This is a genomic window from Catellatospora vulcania (genome assembly GCF_009720385.1).
Taxonomy (GTDB): Bacteria; Actinomycetota; Actinomycetes; order Mycobacteriales; family Micromonosporaceae; genus Catellatospora; species Catellatospora vulcania.
Genome location: NZ_WARX01000035.1, coordinates 90398 through 113727, shown reverse-complemented (window position 1 = coordinate 113727; position 23330 = coordinate 90398). Strand labels below are relative to the sequence as shown.

The 23330-nt window shown below is 73.6% G+C and carries 25 protein-coding genes; 15 read left to right on the top strand and 10 right to left on the bottom strand.

Features of this window, described 5'->3' with window-relative positions; genetic code table 11:
* Window positions 1–264 precede the first annotated feature (264 nt).
* Both F6W97_RS38245 and F6W97_RS38240 read right to left on the bottom strand, forming a co-directional pair.
* Complete coding sequence (locus F6W97_RS38245; RefSeq protein WP_230687318.1) at window positions 265–924, bottom strand: flavodoxin domain-containing protein; 660 nt, start codon at window positions 922–924, stop codon at window positions 265–267.
* The gene (locus tag F6W97_RS38240) at window positions 921–1169 is read right to left on the bottom strand and encodes a dsRBD fold-containing protein (protein ID WP_155375478.1); all 249 of its coding nucleotides are present in this window, start codon (window positions 1167–1169) and stop codon (window positions 921–923) included. The genes F6W97_RS38245 and F6W97_RS38240 overlap by 4 nt, the downstream gene beginning before the upstream one ends.
* Window positions 1170–1557: 388 nt before the next feature.
* Between F6W97_RS38240 and F6W97_RS38235 the strand changes: the two genes are divergently transcribed.
* The 6 genes from F6W97_RS38235 (at window position 1558) to F6W97_RS38210 (ending at window position 7654) form a co-directional block, all read left to right on the top strand.
* Window positions 1558–2031, top strand: coding sequence for a hypothetical protein (locus F6W97_RS38235; protein ID WP_230687317.1), 474 nt, complete (start codon window positions 1558–1560; stop codon window positions 2029–2031).
* A complete protein-coding gene (locus F6W97_RS38230) occupies window positions 2024–2248 on the top strand; it encodes a helix-turn-helix transcriptional regulator (protein ID WP_155375477.1) in 225 nt (74 codons plus the stop codon). Before F6W97_RS38235 ends, F6W97_RS38230 begins: the two co-directional genes overlap by 8 nt.
* Before the next feature lie 46 nt (window positions 2249–2294).
* Window positions 2295–3407 carry a threonine aldolase family protein gene (locus tag F6W97_RS38225; protein WP_155375476.1) on the top strand — a complete coding sequence of 371 codons (1113 nt, stop codon included), beginning with the start codon at window positions 2295–2297 and terminating at the stop codon, window positions 3405–3407.
* A gap of 13 nt (window positions 3408–3420) precedes the next feature.
* Window positions 3421–4032 (top strand): nucleoside/nucleotide kinase family protein, encoded by a 612-nt coding sequence (locus F6W97_RS38220; protein WP_155375475.1) that lies wholly within the window; start codon window positions 3421–3423, stop codon window positions 4030–4032.
* Between the two features lie 206 nt (window positions 4033–4238).
* Window positions 4239–6437, top strand: a complete 2199-nt coding sequence (locus F6W97_RS38215; RefSeq protein WP_155375474.1) for a glycosyltransferase family 39 protein — start codon at window positions 4239–4241, stop codon at window positions 6435–6437.
* Window positions 6434–7654 carry a bifunctional glycosyltransferase family 2/GtrA family protein gene (locus F6W97_RS38210; protein ID WP_155375473.1) on the top strand — a complete coding sequence of 407 codons (1221 nt, stop codon included), beginning with the start codon at window positions 6434–6436 and terminating at the stop codon, window positions 7652–7654. Before F6W97_RS38215 ends, F6W97_RS38210 begins: the two co-directional genes overlap by 4 nt.
* On the opposite strand, the gene F6W97_RS38205 is transcribed toward F6W97_RS38210, so the two are convergent.
* Entirely contained in the window at window positions 7655–7921 is a 267-nt protein-coding gene (locus F6W97_RS38205) for a hypothetical protein (protein ID WP_155375472.1), read from the bottom strand.
* A gap of 145 nt (window positions 7922–8066) precedes the next feature.
* On the opposite strand from F6W97_RS38205, the gene lexA reads away from it, so the two are divergent.
* On the top strand, window positions 8067–8693 hold the full coding sequence (lexA, locus tag F6W97_RS38200; RefSeq protein ID WP_155375471.1) for a transcriptional repressor LexA: 627 nt from the start codon (window positions 8067–8069) through the stop codon (window positions 8691–8693).
* Here the strand turns inward: lexA and F6W97_RS38195 are convergent, their stop codons facing one another.
* Window positions 8694–9479, bottom strand: coding sequence for an SHOCT domain-containing protein (locus F6W97_RS38195; protein ID WP_155375470.1), 786 nt, complete (start codon window positions 9477–9479; stop codon window positions 8694–8696).
* Window positions 9480–9573: 94 nt separating this feature from the next.
* Here F6W97_RS38195 and F6W97_RS38190 point away from each other — a divergent pair, with 94 nt between their 5' ends.
* Window positions 9574–10698, top strand: coding sequence for a sigma factor (locus F6W97_RS38190; protein WP_196279519.1), 1125 nt, complete (start codon window positions 9574–9576; stop codon window positions 10696–10698).
* 82 nt (window positions 10699–10780) lie between these two features.
* On the opposite strand, the gene F6W97_RS38185 is transcribed toward F6W97_RS38190, so the two are convergent.
* Window positions 10781–11746, bottom strand: a complete 966-nt coding sequence (locus F6W97_RS38185) for an ROK family protein (protein ID WP_155375468.1) — start codon at window positions 11744–11746, stop codon at window positions 10781–10783.
* Window positions 11747–11891: 145 nt separating this feature from the next.
* On the opposite strand from F6W97_RS38185, the gene F6W97_RS38180 reads away from it, so the two are divergent.
* Window positions 11892–12881, top strand: a complete 990-nt coding sequence (locus tag F6W97_RS38180; protein WP_155375489.1) for a LacI family DNA-binding transcriptional regulator — start codon at window positions 11892–11894, stop codon at window positions 12879–12881.
* Window positions 12882–13002: 121 nt separating this feature from the next.
* On the opposite strand, the gene F6W97_RS38175 is transcribed toward F6W97_RS38180, so the two are convergent.
* Window positions 13003–13806, bottom strand: coding sequence for an SGNH/GDSL hydrolase family protein (locus tag F6W97_RS38175; RefSeq protein ID WP_155375467.1), 804 nt, complete (start codon window positions 13804–13806; stop codon window positions 13003–13005).
* 316 nt (window positions 13807–14122) lie between these two features.
* On the opposite strand from F6W97_RS38175, the gene F6W97_RS38170 reads away from it, so the two are divergent.
* Together F6W97_RS38170 and F6W97_RS38165 are read left to right on the top strand one after the other, a co-directional pair.
* On the top strand, window positions 14123–14467 hold the full coding sequence (locus F6W97_RS38170; RefSeq protein WP_155375466.1) for a cupin domain-containing protein: 345 nt from the start codon (window positions 14123–14125) through the stop codon (window positions 14465–14467).
* A 48-nt stretch (window positions 14468–14515) separates the two neighbouring features.
* The gene (locus tag F6W97_RS38165) at window positions 14516–15166 is read left to right on the top strand and encodes a hypothetical protein (protein WP_155375465.1); all 651 of its coding nucleotides are present in this window, start codon (window positions 14516–14518) and stop codon (window positions 15164–15166) included.
* On the opposite strand, the gene F6W97_RS38160 is transcribed toward F6W97_RS38165, so the two are convergent.
* Window positions 15167–17512 carry a ZIP family metal transporter gene (locus F6W97_RS38160; RefSeq protein WP_155375464.1) on the bottom strand — a complete coding sequence of 782 codons (2346 nt, stop codon included), beginning with the start codon at window positions 17510–17512 and terminating at the stop codon, window positions 15167–15169.
* Between the two features lie 111 nt (window positions 17513–17623).
* On the opposite strand from F6W97_RS38160, the gene F6W97_RS38155 reads away from it, so the two are divergent.
* A complete protein-coding gene (locus F6W97_RS38155) occupies window positions 17624–18553 on the top strand; it encodes a nucleoside hydrolase (protein ID WP_155375463.1) in 930 nt (309 codons plus the stop codon).
* 29 nt (window positions 18554–18582) lie between these two features.
* Window positions 18583–18768: a hypothetical protein gene (locus F6W97_RS38150; RefSeq protein ID WP_155375462.1), complete on the top strand. Its 186-nt coding sequence runs from the start codon at window positions 18583–18585 to the stop codon at window positions 18766–18768.
* A gap of 139 nt (window positions 18769–18907) precedes the next feature.
* Here the strand turns inward: F6W97_RS38150 and F6W97_RS38145 are convergent, their stop codons facing one another.
* Complete coding sequence (locus tag F6W97_RS38145; protein WP_155375461.1) at window positions 18908–19936, bottom strand: DNA polymerase IV; 1029 nt, start codon at window positions 19934–19936, stop codon at window positions 18908–18910.
* A gap of 83 nt (window positions 19937–20019) precedes the next feature.
* Between F6W97_RS38145 and F6W97_RS38140 the strand changes: the two genes are divergently transcribed.
* Complete coding sequence (locus F6W97_RS38140) at window positions 20020–20283, top strand: hypothetical protein (RefSeq protein ID WP_155375460.1); 264 nt, start codon at window positions 20020–20022, stop codon at window positions 20281–20283.
* A gap of 189 nt (window positions 20284–20472) precedes the next feature.
* Window positions 20473–21201: a hypothetical protein gene (locus F6W97_RS38135; protein WP_155375459.1), complete on the top strand. Its 729-nt coding sequence runs from the start codon at window positions 20473–20475 to the stop codon at window positions 21199–21201.
* On the opposite strand, the gene F6W97_RS38130 is transcribed toward F6W97_RS38135, so the two are convergent.
* The gene (locus F6W97_RS38130; protein ID WP_196279518.1) at window positions 21185–22450 is read right to left on the bottom strand and encodes an MFS transporter; all 1266 of its coding nucleotides are present in this window, start codon (window positions 22448–22450) and stop codon (window positions 21185–21187) included. The genes F6W97_RS38135 and F6W97_RS38130 overlap by 17 nt on opposite strands.
* A gap of 71 nt (window positions 22451–22521) precedes the next feature.
* On the bottom strand, window positions 22522–23298 hold the full coding sequence (locus F6W97_RS38125; protein ID WP_155375457.1) for a hypothetical protein: 777 nt from the start codon (window positions 23296–23298) through the stop codon (window positions 22522–22524).
* Window positions 23299–23330 lie beyond the last annotated feature (32 nt).

Sequence of the window (23330 nt, the reverse complement as noted above, 5' to 3'; positions counted from 1 at the left end):
CGGGCGGGTCGTGCCAGAGCGCCGCCGCGCCGGGGTCCGCGCCGCCGCGTCCGGCCAGCCAGAGGCCGCCGGTGGCCAGCGCGGCCACGCCCGCGCCGCCGGCCAGCAGGGCACGTCGACGGGTGTGCTCGGTCATGAGGGGTTTCTCCGGGGGTGCGGAGCGGTGGCCGGCGGCGGGGGTGCGCGTCGGCGGTTCAGGTCGGGGGTGTGGTTATGCCGTTGATGATGCCCCACGCCGGGGCGCCGTGTGGTCCGCGGACCGGGTCAGTCCAGGCTGATCGTTCCGGTGATGGTGGTCGGGCCGGTCGCGGTGAGCGCGTCGGCGATGCCGCCGGCCCAGCCGCGGATCGCGTCCCAGTCCCGGAAGTCGCCCTCGGGCGCGCGCAGCGCCACGACCAGGGCCTGCTCGGCGATGCTGAGGCGGCTGTGCTCCAGCCGCCCGGCGAACACCTTGTGCTCGCGGGCTCCGGTGGCCTCGGCGATGGCGGTGACGTCGACCGGGTCCTCGTCGGGCATCGGCGGGTCGCCGACCGGGCCGCTGGAGAACAGCCACACCGGCCGCGCCGCCAGCACCGCGGCGTGGCTCTGCACGAACCAGCGGGCCGGTTGCAGCCAGTGCCCGGAGTACACCGCGCTGCCGATGACGAACGCGTCGAAGCCGTCGACCTGCACCGACGGGTCGATCTCCACCGCTTCGGCCTCGAACCCGCGCTCCTGGAGCACCTTGGCGACGGCGTCGGCGATCTCGGCGGTCGCCTCGTACTTCGACGCCGCGGCCACCAGTACGCGGCGCGGCGGGCCGGTGTGGCCGGTCAGCGCCTCGGGCAGCTCCTCCAGCTGGGCCATGACCAGGCGCTGCAAGGGCGGCTCCAGCAGCGGCGGCGCGGTGGTCGGGGCGGTGGCGGGAGCGGGAGCGGTGGTCATGCGGGAGTCCGCTCCAGGTCGGCGTCGGCCTGCGCGAGCAGCCGCTGTCCCAGCTCCACCAGGGCACGGCCGGCGGCCAGTTCGTCGCCGATCTCCGGCACGTCCTCGTCGAACCGGTTGCGGGCCGCGCTGCCGTCGCCGCGCAGCGTGGGCGTCGCGTCGGTGGTGAGGAGGGCGTGCGCCCGCGTACGGCCGGAGCCGTCGTCGTCGATGGCGATGTCGACGGTCCAGTGCTTCGTGCTCATCGGTCCGGCCTCCCGGCAGTGACGTGCCGACACGCCGTCAGGTCGCGTGCCGCCCCTGCCATTGTCGCCCTCGCGGCGCTCGGCTTGGGCCGGTTGGCCTGCACAAAGGCGTTTCGGGCGGATCGGTGCCGCCGCGCCCGGCCGCGTGGTGGCGGCGGAACGGGCCCGTGCTCACTATGGTGGGCGTGTGTCCAGCGAACAGGTGTACGCCGGCGTGTTCGGCACCGTCCTCGGCATCGCGCTGCTTGTGGCCGCCATCCGCTGGATGTTCGGCAGACGGTGACGCGGCCCTGGTGAGGTAAAGAATGGCTGACATCGGCTACGCTCGGTCGTGCCCGGTGGTGTCAAGAATTCTTTACATCACGGGCCGACCGGGAGGGACCCCGCCATGACCTCGTGCAAACCCGCGCCCACGGCCGACGACGACCGCGTCCCGACCACCTTCGAGGAACGCAACACCTGGTGGATGGCGGTCCTGGTGCCCGTCACGACCCTGGCCTACTTCGCCGTGGTGGTCCCGCGGCTGTGGCGGCAGCCCGCGGCGGAGATCGCCTGGGTGACGCCGATGCTGTGGGCCATCGGCGCGACCATCGTCGGCTCGATCCTCGGCTCGATCGTGTCGGCCATGCTCGCCCGGGACAACCACACCGAGACCGATGTCCGCGACCGGCAGATCGTCCGCCACGGCGACCGCATCGCCCAGGCCGTGCTCGGGGTCGGGGCCGGCGCGGTGCTGGTGCTGGCCATGGTGCGGGCAGACCAGTTCTGGATCGGCAACGTCCTGTTCCTGCTCGGGGCCGTCGGCACGACCTGGGGCGCCGTCGCGAAGATCCGTGCGTACCGCGGGGCGTTCCATGGTTAAGCCCACCCGCGTCACCAACCGCATCCGGGTGCTGCGCCTCGAACACGGCGAGATGACCCAGGCCGAGCTGGCCGAACGGGTCGGCGTCACCCGGCAGACCGTGATCGCCATCGAGCAGGGGCGCTACTCGCCGTCGCTGGAGATGGCGTTCCAGATCGCCCGGGTGTTCAAACTGCCGCTCGACGACGTGTTCCAGTACCCCGGGGACGCCGACTGACGGTGGCCGTGGCCTGCGGCGTGCCGGGTGGTGGCATCATGGCCCGATGGCTGCTGAGGATCCCGCGGAACGACGCTGGCGTTTCATGCGCGGCTGCGACCGGATCCTGTCCGGGCACCGCACACCGTCCCTGCGGGAAAGGCTCGCGGACCTCGCCGCCGTCGACTACGACGGCCTCGACGGCCGCCCCGACTTCTACGGCGGCGGCCCGGTCACGGCGCTGGAGCGGCGGGTCGCCGGGCTGCTCGGCAAACCCGACGCGGTGTTCTTCCCGACCGGCACCATGGCCCAGCAGGTGGCGCTGCGCTGCTGGGCCGAGCGCACCGGCAACCGGGCGGTGGCCCTGCACCCGCTCGGGCACCTGGAGGTGCACGAGCGCAAGGCGTACCAGACGCTGACCGGGCTGCGCGGCGTGTGGCCGACCACCGAACCGCGCCAGCCCACCGCGCAGGAGGTACGCGACCTCGACGAGCCCTTCGGCACGCTGCTCGTCGAGCTGCCGCTGCGCGACGCCGGTTTCGTGCTGCCCACCTGGGACGAGCTGAACGCCCTGGTCGCGGCGGCCCGCTCGCGCGGGGCGAAGGTGCACTTCGACGGGGCCCGGCTCTGGGAGTCGGTGTTCCACCTGGGCCGCGACCTGCCGACCGTGGCGGGGCTGGCCGACAGCGTCTACGTCTCGCTGTACAAGACGCTCGGCGGGCTGTCCGGCGCGCTGCTGGCCGGGACCGAGGACTTCACCGCGCAGGCGCGCGCCTGGCGGCACCGCTACGGCGGGCAGCTCTTCCAGCAGTGGCCCATGGTGCTGGCCGCGCTCGCCGGGCTCGACCGCGAGCTGCCCCGCCTGAGCGAGTACGTCGCCCACGCCAAGACCGTCGCCGCGGCGCTGGCGGAGCTGCCCGGCGCGCGGGTGTTCCCGCACGAGCCGCACACCCACCAGTTCCAGCTGTGGCTGCCCGGCCCGGCCGCGGCGCTCAACCAGGCCGTGCTGACCCTGGCCGAGCAGCAGAAGACCTGGTTCGCCAACTCGTTCACCGACCGGTCCCCGGGCCTGGCGATGACCGAGGTCACCGTGGCCGCCCCGGCGCTGGAGTGGACCGCCGCCGACGTCACCGCGGCCGGGCTCGCCCTGCTCGAACTCGCCGCCGCGGCAGAGGGCTGAGAGACTGGCCGTGATGCTCACGACGCTGCTCGACGAAGTGGCCCGGCTGCGCGCGGCCCGGCCGGGCCGGCTGCTGGTCGGCATCGCCGGCGCGCCCGGCGCGGGCAAGTCCACCCTCGCCCTGGAACTCGCCGCCGAACTCGACCACACCGTGGTCGTGCCGATGGACGGGTTCCACCTGGCCAACACGGAGCTGCGGCGGCTCGGCCGGGCCGACCGCAAGGGCGCGCCGGACACCTTCGACGCGGCCGGCTACGCCGCGCTGCTGCGCCGCCTGCGGGAGACGACCGGCGAGACGGTTTACGCGCCGACGTTCGACCACGTGCTCAACGAGCCCGTCGCCGGGGCGATCCCCGTCCCGCCGGACACCGAGGTGATCGTCACCGAGGGCAACTACCTGCTGCTGGACACCCCGCCCTGGGAACGCGTCCGGCAGCTGCTCGACCTCGCGGTCTACCTGTCGGCTGACGACGGGCCGCGGGTCGACGGCCTGCTCGCCCGCCAGCACGCCAAAGGCCTGGACCCCGCCGCCGCCCACGACTGGGTGCACCGCAGCGACGAGGCCAACGCCCGCCTCGTAGAGGCCACCGCGCACCGCGCCGACCTGCGCCTGCACCGCACCTGACCGGCACCGCGCCTGACCGGCACCGCGCGCGCCAGTCCGGCCACGGCCCGATGATCGTCCGACTTGCCCGGCAGGTGTGCGTATCTCGACTCCGCATACGACCGTCTGCCTGGGAAGTCGGACGATCGCGGAACCCGGAGCCGATGCTCAGGCGACATTCAGGGTGGGTCGACGGTTCGCCGAGGTAGCGCTGCCAACGTGGTCCCATGACCACCATGGAGCAGGACTTTTCGCAGGCAGGACCCGGCGTGGGGGTGGAGCCCGGAGCCGCTGCGCGAGCTGCCGAGCCGTACGACGCGGAGCCCGCGACAGCGGAGCCTGAGGCCGCGTCGCACGACGGCGCCGGGCGTACGGCGCCCTGGCGGCAGTGGGGGCCGCCCGCCCTGCTGCTGGTGGCGACGGCCGCGCTGTACCTGATCGGGCTGTCGCGGTCGGGGTGGGCCAACCCGTACTACTCGGCCGCCGCGCAGGCCGCGTCCGCCGACTGGAAGGCGTTCTTCTTCGGCTCGCTGGACGCGTCGAACTTCATCACCGTCGACAAGACCCCGGCCGCGCTGTGGCTGATGGGCCTGTCGGCCCGGGTGTTCGGGGTGAACTCGTTCGCGCTGCTGCTGCCCCAGGCGCTGTGCGGCGTCGCCGCGGTCGGGCTGCTGTACGACACCGTGCGCCGCTGGGCCGGGCAGGCGGCGGGGCTGATCGCGGGCGCGGTCATGGCGACGACGCCGGTCGCGGTGATGATGTTCCGCTTCAACAACCCCGACGCGCTGCTGGTCGTGATGCTGGTGCTCGGCGCGTGGGCGCTGTCGCGCGCGATGGAGCGCGGGCAGACCCGCTGGCTGCTGCTCGCCGGGGGCGCGGTCGGCTTCGCGTACCTGGCCAAGATGCTCCAGGCGGTGCTGGTGCTCCCCGCGTTCGGCCTCGTCTACCTGCTGTTCGGGCCGCCGAAGCTGGGCCGGCGGCTGTGGCAGCTCGCCGCCGCGGCCGGGGCGATGGTCGCCGCCGCCGGCTGGTGGGTGCTGATCGTCGAGCTGTGGCCCGCGGACTCGCGTCCCTACATCGGCGGCACGCAGGACAACAGCATCCTGGAGCTGACCCTGGGCTACAACGGCGTCGGCCGGCTCACCGGCGAGGAGGTCGGCAGCGTCGGCGGCGCAGGCGGCTGGGGCGAGACCGGCTGGCTGCGGCTGTTCGGGACGGATTTGGGCGGCCAGTCGACGTGGCTGTTCCCGGCCGCGCTGCTGCTGCTCGCGGCCGGGGTCTACGCGACGTGGCGGCGCCCGCGCACCGACCGGGTGCGGGCCGGGTTCCTGCTGTGGGGCGGCTGGCTGCTGGTCACCGCGGCGGTGTTCAGCTTCATGGCCGGCATCTTCCACGCCTACTACACCGTCGCGCTGGCCCCGGCGATCGGCGCGCTGACCGGCGCGGGCGCGGTGCTGCTGTGGCGGCTGCGCGAGGCGGCCTGGGCGCGGGCGGTCGCGGCGCTGGTCGTGGCGGGCACCGGCTGGTGGTCGTACACCCTGCTGGGGTTCAGTCCCGACTTCGTGCCGTGGCTGCGCTGGGCGGTGCTCATCGGCGGGCTGGCCCTGGGCTGCCTGATGCCGGCGGCGACACTGCTGCCCGCGACGCTGCGGTCGGTCTGGGCACGCCGGGCCGTGGTCAGCCTCGCGCTGGCGGTGGGTCTGGCCGGACCCGGGGCGTACGCGCTGCAGACGGCGGCCTCGGCGCACACCGGCGCGATCCCCACCGCGGGACCGGCGGTGACCGGCGGCACGGGCGGATTCCCCGGCCGGGGCGGCAATCCGGGTGGCTTCGGCGGCGGTCCCGGCGGCATGCGTGGTCAGAACGGCGGCGTGGCACCCGGTCAGACCGGCACCGCACCGGGCGGGTCCGCTCCCGACGGCGCCGCGCCGAACGGCACCGGCCAGCACAGTGCGGGCCAGAACAGTGCCGGCCAGAACGGCACGGGCCAGGCCGGCGGTGTCACCGGGCAGGCCGGGCGCGGGCAGCGGCCCGGTGGCACGGGCGGTCGCGGCGGCATGGGCGGGCTGCTCGGGGCGAGCACGCCGAACGCCGAGCTGAAGCAGGCCCTGGTGGCCGATGCCGACCGCTACGACTGGGTCGCCGCGACCGTCGGCGCGAACAACGCCGCCGGGCTGCAGCTCGGCACCGGCCTGCCGGTGATGGCGATCGGCGGGTTCAACGGCTCCGACGACGCCCCGTCGCTGGCGCAGTTCCAGCAATGGGTGGGCCAGGGCCGCATTCACTGGTTCGTCGGCGGCTCCGGGTTCGGCGCGGGCTCCGGCAGTGCGGTCTCGGCGCAGATCGCGACCTGGGTGACCGGGCACTACCAGGCCTCCACCGTCGGCGGGCAGACCGTGTACGACCTCACGAAGCAGGCGTCATGACCGCCCCGACACTGGCCCGCCGCGCCCCGGTCACGCCCGGCCCGGCCGCCCCGCTGCTCGACCTGGTGGTGCCCGTCTACAACGAGCAGACCGATCTCGAACCGTGCGTACGGCGGCTGCACGACTACCTCGCCGCGCACCTGCCCTACCGGTTCCGCATCACGGTGACCGACAACGCCAGCGTGGACGCCACCCCGCAGGTCGCCGCGCGGCTCGCGGCCGAACTGCCCGAGGTCAGGGTGGTCCGCCTGGAGCAGAAGGGCCGCGGCTGGGCGCTGCACCACGTCTGGTCCACCTCGGACGCGGCGGTGCTGGCCTACCTCGACGTGGACCTGTCCACCGACCTGGCGGCACTGCCGCCGCTGCTCGCCCCGCTCGTGTCCGGCCACTCCGACCTGGCCATCGGCACCCGCCTGGCCGCCCAGTCCCGGGTGGTACGCGGCGCGAAACGCGAGGTCATCTCCCGCTGCTACAACCTGCTGCTGCGCGGGACGCTGGCCGCGTCGTTCTCCGACGCGCAGTGCGGGTTCAAGGCGATCCGCGCCGACGTGGCCCGTGAGCTGCTGCCGCTGGTCGAGGACACCGGCTGGTTCTTCGACACCGAGCTGCTGGTGCTGGCCCAGAACGCGGGGGCTCGCATCCACGAGGTGCCGGTGGACTGGGTCGACGATCCGGACAGCCGCGTCGACATCGTCGCCACCGTGCTGGCCGACCTGCGCGGGGTGGCCCGGCTGGGTCGGGCGCTGCTGACCGGCTCGCTGCCGCTGGCCCGGCTGCGCGAGCAACTCGGCCGCACACCGTCGACCCCGCCCGCCGACCCGCACGGCCGCCTGCTGCGGCAGGTGGTGCGGTTCGGGTTGGTGGGCCTGGCCAGCACGCTCGCGTACCTGCTGCTGTTCGCGCTGGCCCGGCCGGGGCTCGGGGCGCAGGCCGCGAACCTGGTGGCGCTGCTGGTGACCGTGGTCGCGAACACCTCGGCGAACCGGCGGCTGACGTTCGGCATCCGCGGGTCCGCCGACCGGTTGCGCCACCAGGCGCAGGGCCTGCTGGTGTTCGGGCTCGGCCTGGTGCTGACCAGCGGCTCGCTGGCCCTGCTGCACCTGGCCCCGGGCCCGGCCGGATCCGGGGTCGAGGCCGCCGTGCTGGTCGGCGCGAACCTGGCCGCCACGCTGGCCCGGTTCACCCTGCTGCGGGCATGGGTGTTCCGGGCCCGGTGACTACTGGCCGAGGCGGGCGCGTTCCAGGGCGTACTGCTGGTCGGTCAGCTCGTCGCGGTGGTGCCGCCGGCTGAGCATGGCGGCCTGGTCGGCGGCCCGCCCGGTGGACAGCATGGCGCGGCGCGCGGGCCAGCCGCGCGGGTTGAGGGTGGCGGTCGAGGCCGGGCGGACGTCCACATGGTGCGGCAGTGCGCGCACGCGGCGGCGGTGGAGCTGGGCGATGGCTACGACGAGCAGCGCGGCGGTGGCGATGATCAGGGCGGGCATCGGTCCTCCTGTCGACGTGTCTCTCACGGTAACAACGAAAGGAATACGCCGCGGCCCGCCGATGCGGTGGTGCCGTACGCGCGGTCCGCGCCGAGGCCGAGGGTGATATGCGGCTTATGCCTGGCTGATCCGCTAGCCTGCCAGGGTGCATTCGAAGCTCAGCGAGCGGCAGCGGCGCATCCTCGAAGTGATCTCCGACGGCGTGGCCGGCAACGGCTATCCGCCGACCCTGCGCGAGATCGGCCGGGCGGTGGGCCTGTCGGCGTCCTCATCGGTCGCCTACCACCTGCGCGAGCTGGAGGAGAAGGGGCTGCTGCAACGCGACCGGGGACGGCCGCGGGCGCTGCGCCTGCGGCTGCCGCTCGACGACGACGGCATCCCCCGCCAGCGGGGGGCTGCGGTGCAGGTGCCGCTGCTCGGCACGATCGCCGCCGGCGGGCCGATCCTGGCCGAGGAGTCCCTGGAGGAGACGCTGACGCTGTCGCGGGACCTGGTCGGCCACGGCACGCTGTTCTCGCTGCGGGTGCGCGGCGACTCGATGGTCGACGCGGCGATCTGCGACGGCGACGTGGTGGTGATCCGCCAGCAGCCGACCGCGTACAGCGGGGAGATCGTGGCGGCGATGATCGACGGCGAGGCGACGGTGAAGGTGTACCGGGTCAGCCGCGGGCATGTCGAGCTGGTGCCGTGCAACCCGGCGTACGACCCGATCCCCGGCGACGACGCGGTCGTGCTGGGCAAGGTGGTGGCGGTCGTACGCCGGGTGCGGTAGTCAGCCGTTCAGGCGGGCGCGCTCGGCGGCGTACTGCTCGTCGGTCAGCTCGCCCCGCTGACGGCGGCGTTCGAGGGTGCTCAGCGCCTCCGCGACCTGCTCGGGGGTGAGCGCAGCCGGTGCGGCCGGGTACTGGCCGCCCGGGTGGGCGGGGTATCCGACCGGGGCGCCGTAGGGGCCGGTCTTGAGGCGGGGCACGCGGCGGAACCAGGCGTTGGCTGCGGGCATGGCCAGCAGCACCGCGACGGCGATCATGGCCAGCATGCCGAAGGTGAACAGCGCCAGGCTGGTGTGCCGGTACCAGTCCGGGTACGCCTCGGGCAGGCGCTGTGCGAACACGTGGACCCCGGTGCGGTCGCGGCTGTTGGCGTTGACGTAGGCGACGCTGCTGAACGACGGCGTGCCCGCCGAGCCGAGCCCGCACACGTTGCACAGCAGCGCGAAACCGACGGCGACCCAGGTCAGGATCCGGCCGACGAAACTGCCGCGGGCGACCGCGGCGGCCATCGCCAGCACCACCACGGCCGAGACGATGGTCAGACCCGCGGCGACGACCGGCATCACGCTGACGATCCCGCTCAGGAACGACCAGGCCGCGGGGGAGACACCGGACTCCTCCATCGCCGCTCGCACCCGATCCGGGTACTCGCCGGACCCGGCAATGATCATGATCGCGTCGATCAGGTAGGCGGCGGCCACGGCGGCCAGCAGCCAGGTCGCCGCGGTCACCGCCGCCGGTCGGAGCCTGGTGGCGGGCGCGGGGTGGGGCGCGGCGGCGTCGGTCAAGGTTTCCTCCCGTGGACAGGGCCGCGACAGTAACAGCCAACCACCAGCCGGGATGCCCTGCCGCCGGGACGCATCCATTGTGTTAACTGTCGAGATGCGAGCCTGGGAGGACGAGTACGCCGAGTTCGCCACCGCGCTGGCCCCCGCGCTGCGGCGGCAGGCGCGCCAGCGGTGCGGCGACTGGGCGGTGGCCGAGGAACTCGTCCGGCGTACCCTGCTGCGGCTGTACCGGCGCTGGCCCTCGCTGGGGTTCGAGCCGCCCGAGGCGTACGCCCAGCGGACCCTGCTGCGGGCGCTGCGCCGGCACCGGCCCGGCGAACCGGCCGAAGGTCTGGAACCGCCGCTGGGCTTGGCCACGGCGGAGCTGGTCACCGCCGGACGGCGGCTGCGCCGCCGCGACCTCGCGGTCAGCGCGCTGCTGACGGTCGCGCTCGCGGCCGGGGTCGGGTTCGCGGTGCTCGTGCTGCGGCCCGATCCGGGCGGCACGCCGCCACCCGAGGAGGTCGACTGCATGGCCGGGGTGCCCGGTCCGACCCCGCTGCCGTCGCTGACCCGCTCGCCGGTGCCGCCCGCGCCGCCGCAGGCCGGGGGTCGGGCCGGGGTCGACCGGTTCGCGGTGCTGTCCGGCGCGATGCCGCTGGCCCAGGCCGAGCCGGTCACCACGGACAAGGAGCTGACCGAGCGTTTCGCCTGCCTGGCCGCCGAACTGATGCTCACCCGGGTCAACCCGCTCGGCCTGCGCCGCAGTGACCTGGGCCTGGCCGACGGCGGGGACACCCGCGAACTAGCCCCGCTACCCGACCCGGCGCTGGCCCCCGGCGCGCTGACGGTGAGCCTGCAACTGGTCAACGGCAACGGCTATGGCACCCTGACCATCTCGGTGGCGCCGACCACGTACGTCCCCGACCTCAGCCACTGCGAACGCCTGACCTGGTGCGGCTTCAGCACCGAACTGGACAACGGCGCGATCCTGGAGCAGTACGGCGTCCGCGAGCAACCCGAGGACCGCCGCGCCGGCTTCGCCCTCGGCCCCGACGCCCAACTCTGGACCGTGACCGTCTACACCGGCCACTCCCTGGTCATCGTCACCATCACCAACACCCCCGACCCCTTCGCCGCCCAACCCGCCAGCCAGCGCAACCCCGCCCTGGGCATGTCCATCACCCAATTCGCCGCCGACCCCCGCCTAGCCCTCTTCGACACCCCCATCACCCGCTGACCCGCCGCATCGCGGCGCGTTGATCATGAACTTATGGCACGGCTCGACGGCGTGTCATGGCCACAACTTCATGATCAACTAGTCAGCGGGTGGGCCAGTAGGGGTCGGGGGAGTGGATGAGGGCGGCTGCGCCGACGAGGCCGGCGTCGCCGCCGAGGTGAGCGGGGCGTACGGCGATGTCCTGGAGGAAGCCGAGGCGGCCGTAGCGGGCCAGGGCGTCCTTGAGCGGAGGGAAGAGCAGGTCCGCGGCGTTGGCGACGCCGCCGCCGATGACCACCTGGTTCAGGTCGCACATCGCGGCGGCCGAGACGATGCCGGCCGCGAGCGCGTCCGCGGACCGGGTGTACGCCCGCAGCGCCACCACGTCCCCGGAGCGCGCCGCGCCGGCCAGGTCGCGGGCGGTGCCGTCGCCGGTCGGCCGCCAGCCTTCCCGCAGCGCGTGCCGCACCATGCTCGGCCCGCTCGCGATGGCCTCCACACAGCCGCGGCTGCCGCACGGGCAGTCGTCGCCGTCCAGGTCGACGACCATGTGACCGACATGCCCGGCGTTGCCGGACCTCCCGGTGAAGGGCCGCCCGCCGTGCACGAGCCCGCCGCCGACGCCGGTCGACACCACGAGTACCAGCAGGTCGTCGTGGCCCCGGCCCGCGCCGCGCCAGTGCTCGCCGATCGCCGCGCACACGCCGTCGCCGGCCAGCCGCACCGGCACCCCGGGCACCTGCGCGGCGAGTCGGTCCACCAGCGGGAAGCCGCGCCAGGCCGTGATGTTGACCGGGCTCACCGTCGCCCCGGCCAGGTCGAACGGCCCGGCGGTGCTGGTGCCGACCCCGATCACGGGACGGTCGGCGGCCGCCTTGAGCAGTCCGTCGAGCATCGCCGACAGGCCGGCCCACACCTGCTCGCCCGCGTCCGGGCCCGGGGCCGGGCGCGGGGTGGGGATGCGGTCGGCGGCCAGCACGGTCCCGTCGGCGTCGACGAGCCCGGCGGCCATCTTGGTGCCGCCGATGTCGACGGCGAGAGCGAGCGGTCCGGCAGCGCGGTGCGGCATGGGGGCTCCTGGAGGAGGCGGGCGTTGAGGAGAGTATGACAACGTTGTCCAAGGTTCGCCGCCCCGCCCTCGACAACCAGGTACCGTTCCTGCCGTGACGAGCGAGCGCAACGAACCCCCGGCGCGGGCCGGCCGGCGCCCCACCATGGTCGACGTGGCCCGGCTCGCCGGAGTCAGCCTCAAGACCGTCTCCCGGGTGGTCAACGGCGAGCCGCACGTGCAGCGCGCCATGGCCGATCGGGTCCTCGCCGCCGTCGCCGAACTCGGCTTCCAGCGCAACCACATGGCCAGCGCGCTGCGGGCCGGCCGGGCCAGCGCCACCATCGGCCTGGTCATCGAAGAGCTGACGAACCCGTTCTACTCCACCATCGCCCACGTCACCGCCGAGATGGCCCGCGACCGCGACACCCTGCTGCTGTCGGCCTCCTCCGAGGAGGACCCCGTCCGCGAGGAGCAGCTGCTGCGCGACCTGTGCTCACGGCGCGTCGACGGGCTGCTCGTCGTGCCCGCCGGCTGCGACCACTCGTTCCTGAACTCGCAGGTCGAGATGGGCATCCCGGTGGTGTTCCTGGACCGGCCCGGCACCAACATCGAGGCCGACGCGGTGCTGCTGGACAACCGCGGCGGCGCGCGCAGCGGCGTACGCAGACTCGTCGCCGACGGCCACCGCCGCATCGGCGTGCTGCTGGACTCCGTCGACGTGCACACCATGCGCGAACGCCTGGCCGGGGCGCAGGACGCCCTCGCCGACGCCGGCATCGGCTACGACGGCGCGCTGGTCCGCGGCGGCGTACGCGACCCGGCCACGGCCGCGACAGCCGTCGCCGACATGCTCACCCAGCCGGACCCGCCGACCGCGTTCCTCGCCCTGAACAACCGCATCACCGTCGGGGCCGTCCAGGAGCTGTGGCGGCGGGGCAGCGACGCGGGCCTGGTCGGGTTCGACGACTTCGAGCTGTCTCACCTCATGCCGCGGCCGCTGACGGTCATCGGGTACGACACCCGTGAGCTGGCCCGCCGGGCCACCCAGCTGCTGTTCGCCCGTATCGACGGGGACCGCTCACGGCCGCGTACCGTCGTGCTGCCCACGGAACTGCTCGAACGTGGTCTGACCCCGGCGCGTACGCCCCGCTGAAGGCGCGGCGCCTGCTTCGGCCGGGATCATGTCCCGTTCCCGCTGCTCGCGCCGCCCTGTGCGTTAGGAAGGGCACCTTCTACAACGCGGAGCGTCAAGACGGTGCCCTTCCTCCGATCGGTCAGGCGGCGGCGGTGCGGAAGACGGGGTAGTAGCCGCCGGAGTGGCCGGTGGCCATCGGGTGGTACGAGATGCTGAGGCTCGCGAAGTTGAGGGCGTGCAGCCACTTGTCGCCGCTGCACAGCTGGTGGCCGACGAAGATGGAGCGCACGTCGGCGAAGACGAACCCGTGCCGCCCGGCGGCGGTGCGGGTGAGGTCGTCGACCAGGTTGATGCCTTCGTTGATCTTCGCGTGGGAGGTGGCGCTGAGCCCGACGCACGTGGTGCCGAGCTGGTAGAAGACCGGGTAGCCGAGGACCACGACGCGGGCGTTGGGCGCGCGGGCGCGGATCGCGTTGTACACGGTGTCGAGCAGGCCGGGCAGCGACGAGCGCGCCTTGTCCTCGGCGGCCTGCACGGCGGCGACGCACTGCGTGGTGCCCTGGAGGGCGCAGGTCTTCATGATGTTGGCGAAGCCGACGTCGTTGCCGCCGACGGAGATGCTGACCAGCGTGGTGGAGCTGCTGAGGGCGGACAGCTGCGAGCTGGTGACGCTGGTGGTGGTCGCGCCGGAGCAGGCGACGAAGGCGTACGAGGCGGGGGCGTTGGCGGCGGCCCAGAGCGCGGGGTAGGCCTTCGTGCTGCGCTGGCACGCGCCGCTCTCGGACGTGTAGCTGCCGGCGCCGACGCCGGAGGCGTAGGAGTCGCCGAGGGCGACGTAGCGGACGGTGGAAGCTGCCTGGGCGGGGGTTGCCGCCAGGGCGACCATCACGGTGAAGGCGGTGGCGAGGCTCGCCGTGAAGGTCAGTAGGCGCGATCGGGTCAAGTCGTCCTCCGGGTCAGGGGCGATCGATCGCATATGGATATCAGCTGAAACGGCTGTTGTGAAGATCTCAATTCGCAAGTGTTGCAAGATGTTTCGAGGGTCTGGCGCGAGTGCCCATCGATGGCTACATTGGATCCGTTTGCCCAGCCAGTGAGCGTGTTCGAGGGCTTGGCCACCGGCGTGCCACGGAGCGTCACGGTGCTCCACTCATGAGCCTGTGGCGTGCTGGGGCGGCCGCCGTCGGTCAACTTCTTGCAGAATGCGGCGAGCGGGTGAGGCCGATGCGTGTGTACGGCGGATGGTTAGGCTGGCCGCCATGCAGATCATCGAAGGGGCCGGACGGTGGACGCCGCCGCCGGCCGGCACGGCCAACGACTGGGTCGAGCACCTGAAGGTGCCGGACCTGTCCGTGGGCACCTATTGCATTCCGGCGGGCGGGGTCGACGACCAGAGCCCGCACACCGAGGACGAGGTCTACGTGGTCACCGCGGGCCGGGCCCGGATCGTGACACCGGGCGGCGAGGCCGCGGTCGGCCCCGGTTCGGTCGTTTTCGTACCGGGGCTGGAGGAGCACCGGTTCGTGGACGTCACCGAGGACCTGACCCTGCTGGTGTTCTTCGGCCCCGCCTACGGCTCGCGCGGGGACGGCACGCGGGTATGACCGCTGCGGGGCCGCGCGGTCCTGCCCGCCCGTGGTGTACTGCCACGCATGTCTCGGGGGCGTCTGGCGGTCTGTGCGGCGGTGCTCGTGGTGGCTCTGGCGGCTGGGTTCGCCGTCTACCGCCGGGGACACGAGCAGCCCCCGTACGGTCCTGAGGGGCTGGGATTCGCCGTCACCGCGGAGCTGCTGCCGTCCGGCGAGCAGCCCGACGGCGAGTACCACGGCGTGCAGTTCTCCACCGGTGAGGGATGGATGGCTGTCGGTGGGCGGCTCACGTGGCGGCCCGCGCCGGAAAGCAGCACCGACTGGCACGACAACGGCTGGTTCATGATCTTCGTGGTGGACAAGCGCGTCCAGCTCAAGCCGAACCACGTCTGGGGTGTCTCCTCGACCGGGATCCGGGTCGTCGCGGGTGGCGACGCTGTGCAGAACCGGGTGGCGGAGGAGTATCCGTGGCTGCGCGCTGCCGGCGACATCAAGGTCGACGACAACACCTGGCTGGGAACCGGGACCTGCCTGTCGACCTCGCCCGCCACGGGGGAGGTCACGTTCGTCGCGGCCTTCCCGCCGGTCCCGGACGGCGAGCCGGAGCGGCGGCCCGTGGCCGCCGCCCCGATCGCGTTGTCCGACATCATGATTGCGGTGGCTTACATCGGCACCGGCCGGCAGGTTTACTGGGCCGAGCGGGTGTACGGCTGACTACAGCCCCACCTCGGACTCGGTAAGCGGCGGGCCGGGCTGCACGGGCACCTGCGGTCCGGCGGCCAGCGCCGCAGCCAGCTCGTCGACCTTGCGCCACACCGCCGGGTCGTCCCAGTAGCCGGTGTGCCGCCGGGCCAGCGGCAGCGGCTGGCCGTAGATGTACCAGCAGGTCTCCGGGTCGGGCAGCAGCACGTCCACGGCGGACTCGGGCTTGGCGGCCAGCGCCGCGCCGCCGATGAAGTCGGTGTCGTAGTAGAAGTTGCGCCAGGCCCGCAGCCGCGGCTCCAGCGAGCGCAGCACGGAGTCGGTGAAGTACGCCGGGAACGCCCATCCGTACAGGGTGCGCAGCGGCGAGCCGAACGTGACCAGCGCGTACTGCCCCTCGGCGGGCAGGTTGTCGCGTTGCAGCAGGGCCGCCGCGGCGATGATGCTGCCCTGGCTGTGCGCCGCCACGACGACCTTGCCGCCGTTGCTGTGCAGCCGCCACAGCCGCCGCTGCACCTCGGGCACGGCGCGCTCGGCGTACGACGGCGGGGCCAGCGGGTGGAACGCGCGCGGCCAGAACGTGCACACGTCCCAGATCACGCCGATGCGGCGGCGGCTGGCCAGGTTGGTCCAGCCGCGCCGCAGCAGCAGCACGACCAGGATCGGCAGCGCGGCGGTCAGGTAGCTGCCCGCGGTGACCGTCCACTGCGTGCCCCAGGGCAGCCGGTGGAACACCCAGTAGCGGACCTGGATCGCGATCAGCAGGATCAGGCCGACGATCGCCATGGCGGTGAGCAGCCGGTCGATGTGGCGGGGCATCTGCGCGACCACCCGGGCCCGCACCACGCTCGCGATCCAGCGCCGCTGCCCGGCCGCGTTGTCGTACCAGTCGGGCTCGGCGCCGGGCTGCGGATAGCGGTCGACGGCGTAGAACTTCTCGGCCTGCGCGCGGGCCTTGCGGCTCGCGCCCGCGCGCCAGTACGCGATCAGCTCGAAGACGCCGAACAGCACGATGATGGCCAGCGGCACCAGGGTCAGGTACTGGTGCAGCGTGGTGATGATCGGGTACACGTACAGCTCGCCGGGCTGCGGCGCGACCACCGGGATCAGCGTCAGCGAGTTCACCTCGCCGAACAGGTCGGTGATGCGCAGCATCGCGCCCAGCATCACCGCGTTGAGCAGCGCGATGCTGACGGCGAGCACCACGAACGGGCCGAAGATGAAGAAGATGCCCCGCTTCCAGCCGCCCAGCAGCGTGGACACCAGGGTCAGCCCGAGCGCGCCGAAGATGCCGCCGAAGGCGAAGTTGATGGTGTACCGCATGTTGGGCAGGTAACCCCAGGGCCGCCCCATCTCGGGCTGCGCCAGCAGGAACACGGCCGCGGTGACCAGCGCGCCGACGGCCAGGGCGATCAGCAGCCCGGCCGCCCACCGGCGGCACTCGTCCAGCGCGGTCACCACCAGCGCGCCGAGCACGGCCGCGCCGCCGAGGACGAGCGTGGCGTACATCGCCCACCGGGCCTCCATCCTCGGAATGTCACCGTCGTAGAACATGCCGTGCCCGGTGTAGCCCAGCGCCAGCGCGATGAACGCCAGCGCCGCCGCGACGTGCGCGCAGCCCAGGTCGAACGCGCTGCGGCGGCCGTCCCAGAAGGCGCGGTCGGCCAGGGTCAGCTTCGGCTGGGCGGCGCTGGTCGCGGCGCGCGGCGGCTTGTTCCCCACCTGGTACGGCGGGTCCACCTCCTCGTACCGGTTGATGCTGCGCAGGGTCAGCACCGCCAGGAAGGCCACGAACAGCACCGGCACCAGCGCGCCGATCAGCACCCGCCGCCCGGCGTGCTCGGCCAGCAGCGGGCTGCGCAGCCAGCTCAGCAGCCAGTTGTCACCGGCGCAGTCGTCGCGCCCGCCGCACTGGTAGGCCAGCAGCTCCATGGTGCCCATCGCCATGACCAGCACGACGTTCACGGTGATGCCGAGCGCGGTCCAGCGCACGAACGTGCGGTGCAGCCGGAACCGCCAGCCCGAGCCGTGGGTCTTCGGCGTGCACATCCACCCCGCCAGGTTCGCCATCGCGAACGGCAGCAGCAGCAGCCACAGCACCCGCGACCCGCTGCGCGAGGTGAGCCCGCCCCACGAGTACGCCTCGACGTGGCGGGCGGGCAGGTCGGCGGTGCGGTAGAAGCCGGCGATGCGGTCGCCGGAGACCTGCTGCGGGGCGAGGTCGCCGAGCAGGTCCTCCGCGGTGGTGCCGCCGACGCCGTGCAGGCGCAGCTCGGTCACCCCGGACAGGTCGACAGGAGGAGGGATCAGGCCGGACGGGCGGTCCACCGGCGCGGCGTCGTAGCGGGGTACGGGCATGGGGACACCTTGTTGCGGGGCAACGGGTCTGGCAACCGTCCGAATCGGCATACCGCGGGTCGCGAGCGCGACAGGTCGGCGGCCGATCACCCGATGGGGGAGGATGGCGGCATGGCACGCGCTGTGGCGATCGACTGCGATCCCGGTATCGACGACATGATGGCGCTGCTCACCGTCTGCGCCAGCCCCGAACTCGACCTGCGCGGCGTCACCACCGTCGGCGGCAACGTCGGCATCGAGCTGACCACCCGCAACGCCCGGTCCGTGCTGAGCCTGGCCGGGCGCGGCGACGTCCCGGTCGCCGCGGGCGCGGCCCGTTCGCTGGTACGCGTACCCGTCAGCGAGAAGCGGGGCGCCCACGGCGACGGCGGGCTCGGCGGCATCACGCTGCCCGAACCGCCCGGCACGGCCGATCTCCGCCCCGCCGCCGAGTTCCTCGCCGCCACGGTGGCCGCCGCACCGGGACCGCTGACCCTGTTCGCGGTCGGTCCGCTGACGAACGTGGCCCTGTTCTACGCGCTGTACCCGCAGGTCGCGGCGCGGCTCGACCGGCTCGTGGTGATGGGCGGGTCGATCGGCGCGGGCAACATGACCCCCGCCGCGGAGTTCAACGTGTGGTTCGACCCGGAGGCCGCGCACCGGGTGCTGACCGATCCCGGCGTGCCCGTGCCGACCACCCTGGTGCCGCTGGACGTCACCCGCCGCACCGGGCTCGTCGACGCGGACATCGCCGTGCTCGCCCGGTCCGGCCCGATCGGCGCGCTCACCGCGCGGGCGCTGGGCGGCTACCGGCACGGCCTCGGCGCGGTGACCCCGGTGCACGACGCGGTCGCCGTGCTGGCTGTCCTGCATCCCGAGCTGATCACGACGCGGCCCGCGCGGGTTCACGTCGACGCGGGATACGGCCCCAGCCGGGGCGGCACCGTGGTGGATCTGGAACCCGCCGACGGGCCGACGGTCGACGTGGTCGTCGACGCGGACGTGCACGCGGTGGTCGAGGCGCTGCTCGATCGGGTGACCAGCCTCGACCAGCAGGTTTAGGGACGGCCGTGGCGCGGTAGCCGTGGTGCATGGACGAGGACCGCACCACTTCACGCGCCGAGAAGCTGCTGCCCGAGGAACTGGCCGTCGGCAGCGCCGATCCCCAGGCCCAGGCGGAGGCGATCCTGGCCGAGTCGGACATCCGCACCCTGCGCGCCCAGCACGGACCCGACCTCTACACCGAACGCCGCACCTCCGAAGAGGCCGCCGAGTAACCCCGGGCCGTTCCGAACGGCCTCGGGCGCTCCGCCGCTTGCGTTACTCATAGACGTTGACCTATCCAGATGACTCCGACCGCCGATTTGTCATCCAGATCGGCCGACGTCTATTGGTGCGGGTGTATGGGGGCTGGGGTCAGCGCGGTGGGGTGAACTCGGCTCGGACGCCGAGGAGGCGGACCGGGCGATCGGCGGAGAATTCGGCGAGGGCGGCCAGGGCGGCGTGCTCGATCGCGGCCGGGTCGGTGGTCGGCGCGTCGAGGGTGTGGCCGTGGGTGCGGGTGGTGAAGGGGGCGTAGCGCACCTTCACCACCACCCGTCCCACCAGCCGCTCCTGCGCCACCGCCGCGTCGGCGACCTGCACGGCCAGTGCCAGCACCTCCTGGCGTACCTCGGTCCAGTCGTCCAGGTCGGTCTGGAACGTGGTCTCCTTGCCCAGCGAGCGCGCCACGTACGGCGCACCGGTCACCGGGGTGTCGTCCTCGCCGTGGGCGAGCCGGACCAGCCACGGGCCGGTGGCCGGGCCGAACGTGGCGGCCAGTTCCTGCGGGTCGGCCGCAGCCAGCTCGGCGACGGTGTGCAGGCCGTGTGCGGCCAGCCGTTTCGCCGTCTTCGTGCCGACGCCCCAGAGCGCGTCGGTGGGCCGGTCGCCCATCACGTCGTCCCAGTTCGCGCGGGTCAGCCGGTACACGCCCGAGGGTTTGCCGAACCCGGTGGCGAGTTTGGCCCGCAGCCGGTTGTCGCCGATGCCGACGGTGCAGTCGAGACCGGTCGCGTCCCGCACCCGCCGTTGCAGGTCGCGGGCGGCGGCCTCCGGGTCGCCGGTGTCCGGGGCGAGGAACGCCTCGTCCCAGCCGAGCACCTCGACCACCGCGCCGCTGTCCCGCAGGGCTGCCATGACCAGCGCCGACGCCTGCTCGTACGCGGCGGAGTCGACGGGCAGGAACACCGCGTCCGGGCACTTGCGGGCGGCGACGCGCAGCGGTTGGCCCGAGTGCACGCCGAACTCGCGGGCCTCGTACGAGGCGGTGCTGACCACGCCGCGCTTGGTCGGGTCGCCGTCCCCGCCGACCACCACCGGCCGCCCGCGCAGCTCCGGACGGCGCAGCACCTCGACCGCGGCCACGAACTGGTCCAGGTCCACGTGCAGCACCCAGCCGGTCACCGTCCCATCGTCGCCCGGTCGGGCTGCCGACCGGCGCGAACCGGCAGATAATGGGTAAGGGAGTGATCATGGGGGGTGGTCGGGTGTCCCGGTCCGATCGCCGGCCTTTGCCGGCCCTGGCGCTGGGCGTCGTCGCGCTGCTCGCGGCAGGGTTCGTGAGCGCGCAGACAGCGGCCGCCCCGCCCGACACGCGGCCGTGGCCGCCACCCCGGCCCGCGGTGTCCGACACCCTGCGGGCACTGCCGCAGCCGTCGCACCCGCTGTGGGCTCTGCCGCAGTCGTCGCACCCGCTGCGGGCACTGCTGCCGGAACGGCCGTGGCCGCCGCACCCACCCGCAGCACCCTGACTGCCCGCTGCCCGCCGCCCGCCGCCCGCTCCGACAGGCAAAGGAAGGGCACCTTCTTAACGGACGTCCGTTAAGAAGGTGCCCTTCCTCGCAGGTGTACGGATGCGGTCCACTTTGTTGCCTGGTGTTACCGGTGATCCATCCTGGATACTGCCAAGACTCAGATGATCTCCGATGGCAAGGCGGCACATGCCCCGACCAAAGGTTGTCGCACCCGACCGAGCATCCCTCCGACTCGCCGTCGACCTGGGTGACGCGCCCACGTCGCAGGAACTGATCGAGACCGTCCGCGCCCTGACCCACGTGTACGAGATCGGCATGCTCGCCGAAGCCGCGCGCTCCGACTCGCGGTTCCGGGACGACGCGCTGACCCTGCTGCGCATCAGCGAGCGGACCTGGCCCGCCGCCGCCCCACGCGGCGACGACGACCACGAGACGTTGCGCGACCTGGCGTGGCAGCGCTACGAGGACTCGGCCAACCGGATCGTCTGGGCCAACCCGCTGTGCGTGGCCGAGATGGCGATGGACGGCCTGCTCCACCTCACCCTCACCCACGCCGCCGACACGCTGCCGTGGGCCCGCTACGGCGACGCCGCGCTCGCGGGCGTCGAGGCGGCGGTGCGGGAGATCCAGGATTTCGCGTCGTTCGTCGAGCGGCACCGGACCGCACCGGGTCATCCGCGACGGCAGGCCGAGCGGGACCGCGCCGGGTTCGCCCGCCCGCCCCGGCAGTCCGGGCCCGACCCGGGGCTGCAGCGCGAGCAGGACGGGTTCCTGCAAAGGCTGGCCGCCGACGGGTTCTTCCACCCGTACGGCAATGAGACCGCGCGGCTGATCGTGGCGGAGGACCGGGACAAGCTGGAGCGCTCGCTGGGATTTCTCAGCCGCCGGGGGGTTCGGATCAGCGACGAGGACTGACCGTCGCCGGGTCCGGCAGCTCCGCCGCACCGGGAGTGGGTGCGGTGGGGCAGGGTGTGGCGGTTCGGCGGTGCCGGCGGGTGAGCAGCGGCGTGGCGGCCAGCAGCGTGCCGGCCGCGGCGACGCCGAGGACGAGCCGGTGGTCGAGCAGTTCGACCGCGCCCGCACCGAGCGCGATGGTCAGCGCCGTCGGCGCGAACACCACCGTGTTCGCCGTCGCGGCGACGCGCCCGATCAGCTCCGCGGGCGTGTGCCGCTGCACGGCCGTCATCGCGGCGATGACCGTCCACGGCAGACCGACCCCGATCAGCACCCTGGCCAGGGCGACCACCGGCGTCGACGGTACCGACTGCAGGGCCAGGCCCAGCGCGGACAGGGCGGCGCCCCACCACGCCGCGGCGGGCTCACCGCGGCGGTCCAGCACCCGCCCGCACAGCAGCCCGCCCGCGACCGACCCGGCGCCCTGCGCGGCGGCGAGCACCCCGGCGAACTCGGGCGCCCGCCCCAGATCCCCGACGATGACCAGGTACGCCGCCGCGTTGGACAGCCCCGACATCGCCACCGCCGCCGACCCCGTCCCCACCAGCGCGCGCAGCGGCGCGTGCCGCCGGAGAAAGCCCATGCCCACGCGGGTACGCCGCAGCAGCGAGCCGTCCCCAGGGGCGGCGACGGGCAGCGGGCCGGGCCGGAGCGCCGCGTAGCAGCCGGCGGCCACGCCCAGCGCCAGCGCGGACAGCACAGCCACCGACGAGCCGCCGTGCAGCGTGAACAGTGCCGCCCCGGCCGGCGGCGCGACCAGTTTCATGCCCTCCTGCACGCTCATCCGCAGGCTGTTCACGCCGCCGAGCCGGTCGGCGGGCACCGCCGCCTGGAGCACGGCGGCCTCGCCCGCGTCGAGCAGCACGAAGGCGACGCCGTAGCCGAGCATCACCGCGAAGATCAGCCAGGTCTGCGCGGGTCCGCGTACGGCGAGCAGGGTGAGCAGGAGTGCGGCCATCGCGGCGCTGGTCGTGACCAGCAGTCGCTGCCGGGGCAGCCGGTCGACCAGGGCGCCCAGCACCGGGCCGGCCAGTGACGGCAGGTAGACGCACAGGCCGCACAGCGCGGCGAGGCTCGCCGAGCCGGTCAGCGTGAGCACCCACACCGAGGCGGCCAGCGACATCGCCGTGCTGCCGAACCCCGAGGTGAGGGTCACGCCGAGGAACAGCCGTGCGTTCCGGTCACCGAGCACCGCCGTCGTGCCGCCCATACGTTTCCTCCCTGAAGTTGAGCCGGAGTGGCTCATCATGGGTGGGGTGTACGGGCCTGTCAATGTGGACGTCAGCGGGCCTTACCCCGGTCTGCGGCACCCGGAGTGGCGGCACGGTAGGCCTGGCGCAGCCGGCCCACGGCGACCCGCAGCAGCACCGGACGGCCGTCCAGATCGACTGCGGAGAGGTCGTCGACAGCGTGCTCTACCAGCGAATACAGCGCTCCTGCCGGGGCGTCGACCGCCGCGGTGAGGCCCGTCCGAACCAGTGCGGCGCAGGGCTCGACGCCGTCCCAGGAGGGGTCCGCTGCCATCTGCCCGGCCGCGGCGCGGGCGGCCGAGCGCAGTTCGGCGACGAGCGTGGTGTCAACGCAATGTTGACAATCGCCAGATTGCGCGGCCACCTGCGCGGCCAGCCGCGTCGCGCGCTGCTCGGCGGCCTGGCGGGTGCGCAGGCCGAGCGCCGCCGCGACCCGCGCCCAGCTCACCCCGCGGCGGCGGGCCGCGGCCAGCAGGTCCCGCTCCGCGTGGTCGATCGCGGCGCGCAGGTCGCGCAGATCCGCCAGCGCGCCCACGATCTCGTGCGGGCCGGCGCCCGCGGCCGCCAGGACGCGCCGGTGCAGGTCCAGCCCGATGGCCCCGGCGTGGTGACGGTGCAGGTCACTGACCGGAGCCGACGTGCCCGCCCGACGGCGGTGCAGATCACCGGTAGAGGAGGGCGTGCCGGCCTGATGGCGGTGCGGATCACCGTCGGAGGAGGGCGTGCCGGCCTGACGGCGGTGCGGATCACCGTCGGAGGAGGGCGTGCCGGCCCGATAGTGGGCGTCGGCGGCGGGGGAGGGGGTCACGCGGTCATGGTCGGCGGCCGTTCGGCGCGCTG